Source organism: Elstera litoralis, from assembly GCF_000963705.1.
In the GTDB taxonomy this organism is placed as follows: Bacteria; Pseudomonadota; Alphaproteobacteria; order Elsterales; family Elsteraceae; genus Elstera; species Elstera litoralis.
In genome coordinates this window covers 1-3,103 of sequence record NZ_LAJY01000337.1, presented here as the reverse complement: position 1 = coordinate 3,103, position 3,103 = coordinate 1, and the positions used below count along the sequence as shown (strand labels likewise).

Here is a 3,103-nt window from a genome sequence, read left to right as displayed (position 1 = left end):
TGCGATCGACGATGATTTCGAGATGGAGTTCGCCCATCCCTTTAATGATCGTCTGACCGCTTTCGTGATCGACCGCAACGCGGAACGACGGATCTTCCTTGGCGAGGCGCTGAAGCGCTTCCGACATCTTTTCCTGATCGGCCTTCGATTTCGGCTCGACGGCGATTTCGATGACGGGCTCGGGGAATTCCATGCGTTCGAGAATGATCGGCGAATTCGGATCGCAGAGCGTATCGCCCGTGGTCGTATCCTTCAGACCGGCCAGAGCGACGATATCGCCCGCGCGGGCTTCCTTAATATCTTCCCGGCTGTTGGCATGCATTTGCAGCATGCGGCCAAGACGCTCGCGCTTGCCCTTCACCGTATTGAGGATATAGGAGCCGCCTTCCATAACGCCCGAATAGAGGCGCACGAAGGTGAGCGAGCCGACGAACGGATCGTTCATGATCTTGAAGGCAAGACCCGACATCGGCGCTTCGTCCGAGGTTTCGCGGGCTTCCTCTTCATCCGAATCGACCTTGCGACCGACGATGGCATCCACGTCCAGCGGCGACGGCAGATAGGCGATAACGGCATCGAGCAGGGGCTGAACGCCCTTGTTCTTGAAGGCCGAGCCCAAGAAGACCGGCACAAACGCCGACTTCACCACACCCTTACGGATGCACGCATTCAGTTGCTCCTCGGTCGGCTCAACGCCGTCGAGGTAGGTTTCCATCAGCGCATCGTCCATTTCGACGGCCATTTCGACCAGCTTCGCACGATATTCGGCGGCTTGGTCGGCAAGGTCTGCCGGAATGTCGGTGTAGTGGAATTCTGCGCCCAGCGATTCATCCTTCCAGATGATCGCTTGCATCTTGACCAGATCGACCATGCCGAGGAAGTCGGCTTCCGAACCGATCGGAAGCTGCATCACCATCGGACGGGTGCCGAGGCGATCCACCATCATATCGACGCAACGGAAGAAGTTGGCACCGATGCGGTCCATCTTATTCACGAAGCAGATGCGCGGCACATTATATTTGTCGGCCTGACGCCACACGGTTTCGGACTGCGGCTCGACACCGGCCACCGAATCGAACACCGCGCAGGCACCATCGAGAACGCGCAGCGAGCGTTCGACTTCAATCGTGAAGTCGACGTGGCCCGGCGTGTCGATGATGTTGATGCGATGATCCTTCCAGAAACAGGTCGTCGCGGCCGACGTAATCGTGATGCCGCGTTCCTGTTCCTGCTCCATCCAGTCCATCGTCGCGGTGCCTTCGTGCACTTCGCCGATTTTGTAGGACTTCCCGGTATAGTACAGGATGCGTTCGGTCGTCGTCGTCTTCCCGGCATCAATGTGGGCCATGATGCCGATGTTACGATACTGTTCGATCGGGGTGGTGCGAGACATAATTCAGGTCCTTCGCGTGGGGCGACCGTTGACTACCAGCGATAGTGCGAGAAGGCGCGGTTGGCTTCTGCCATCCGGTGCGTATCTTCGCGCTTCTTCACGGCAGAACCGCGATTATTGGCCGCATCCAGCAATTCGCCAGACAGACGATCAACCATCGTGGTTTCCGACCGCTTGCGCGCCGAGTCGATGATCCAACGGATCGCCAACGCTTGGGCGCGGTCCGTGCGAACTTCGACCGGCACCTGATACGTGGCACCGCCGACGCGACGCGACCGTACTTCCACCAGCGGACGGACATTGCCCAGCGCTTCGTGGAAAACGTTCAGGCCTTCGACCTTCGCGCGGCCTTCGGCCTTATCCAGCGCACCGTAAACGATGGCTTCTGCCGACGACTTCTTACCGTCATACATCAGACAGTTCATGAACTTGGTCAGCACGATGTCGCCGAATTTTGCATCCGGCAGGACTTCGCGACGTTCCGCGGCTCTACGACGAGACATACCCTACCCCTCTTACTTCGGACGCTTCGCGCCGTACTTCGAACGACGTTGGCGACGATCTTTGACGCCCTGCGTGTCGAGCGTGCCGCGGATGATGTGATAACGCACCCCCGGCAAATCCTTCACACGGCCGCCGCGAATGAGCACGACGGAGTGTTCCTGAAGGTTATGCCCTTCACCCGGAATGTAGCTCGTCACTTCGAAACCGTTCGTGAGGCGCACGCGGGCAACCTTACGAAGAGCCGAGTTCGGCTTTTTCGGCGTCGTGGTGTACACGCGCGTGCACACGCCGCGCTTCTGCGGGCAGGCTTCCAGCGCGGGAACCTTGTTGCGCGTCCGCGGAGCTTGCCGCGGCGCACGGATCAACTGGTTGATGGTTGGCATCAGAGCCCTTCCTAAGCGATCCCCAAAATCAGCACGAAAACGAGACGCGTCAGGTTTCCCCATCGCCCCGCCTCAGCTTCATCTGATCGGGTCAAGCAAGGCTGTCACCCGGCTTGACACTATGAAACCTTTTCCCAAACCTCCCTGAGCCACTGCCCAGGAACCTTTGGGAGCGCGCAAAATAGGCAGCACTCCGGCCCTCGTCAAGCAAAAGAGTCACAATGCCCGCGAAATTTTGCACATGGCGGACCTGTGCGGGCGCGAGATGACCTTTTCGTTACATCTGTAAGCGCGTAGGCTGATTTCGGGCATTTATATCAAGGGTGAGGTTTGGGGGATGAAGTGGTTGGATCGTCGGAGCCTGCTTACGAAGCTATTGATCGCGCCGATCTTGGCCACGCTGTTTATGGCAGCGATGGCCGGGGTGTTTTTATCGTTCGTGAGGGATGACGAGGCGGCAACCGAACAGGTGGTGGAGGCGATCGGCGTCAGCCGGGCCTATGCCCAGGCTGGAACGGTCGTCCAGCAAAGCCACGCCGCTCTCTTCAGGCTCGTTTCCTTTAAAATGGCCAATATGCCGGAAAGCATGCTGAACCAGATCAGCAGCGAATATGGGGAGAAGCTGAAAGGCGTCTCGGAGGTTTTCGACCGGCTGGCCGCGTTCAAGAGTCTCTCTAGCGAAGCGCAAACGCAGATCGAGACCATTCGAAAAGAGCAAAAGGCCTATACCGAGATTGCCGAAAGCATCATCCGAACGATTCAAAACAGCGGCATGGGGCTCGATTCGGCCATGATCGATGCCGAACAACAGAATGGCTTCGTT

General features: G+C 58.2%; 4 protein-coding genes. 1 reads left to right on the top strand and 3 read right to left on the bottom strand.

The window, feature by feature from the left end:
- From fusA to rpsL, 3 genes are all read right to left on the bottom strand, one after another.
- On the bottom strand, positions 1-1,393 hold a 1,393-nt coding region (fusA, locus tag VZ95_RS13090), incomplete at its 3' end, for an elongation factor G (protein WP_045776242.1).
- Between the two features lie 32 nt (positions 1,394-1,425).
- Positions 1,426-1,896: a 30S ribosomal protein S7 gene (gene rpsG / locus VZ95_RS13085; protein ID WP_045776241.1), complete on the bottom strand. Its 471-nt coding sequence runs from the start codon at positions 1,894-1,896 to the stop codon at positions 1,426-1,428.
- Positions 1,897-1,908: 12 nt separating this feature from the next.
- Positions 1,909-2,280, bottom strand: a complete 372-nt coding sequence (gene rpsL, locus VZ95_RS13080) for a 30S ribosomal protein S12 (RefSeq protein ID WP_045776240.1) — start codon at positions 2,278-2,280, stop codon at positions 1,909-1,911.
- Between the two features lie 337 nt (positions 2,281-2,617).
- On the opposite strand from rpsL, the gene VZ95_RS13075 reads away from it, so the two are divergent.
- The coding region (locus VZ95_RS13075; protein WP_156995286.1) for a hypothetical protein at positions 2,618-3,103 on the top strand (486 nt) is incomplete at its 3' end.

Coding starts and splice junctions, on each gene's coding strand:
- rpsG (WP_045776241.1), bottom strand. CDS start 1,896: ATGTCTCGTCGTAGAGCCGCGGAACGTCGCGAAGTCCTGCCGGATGCA.
- rpsL (WP_045776240.1), bottom strand. CDS start 2,280: ATGCCAACCATCAACCAGTTGATCCGTGCGCCGCGGCAAGCTCCGCGG.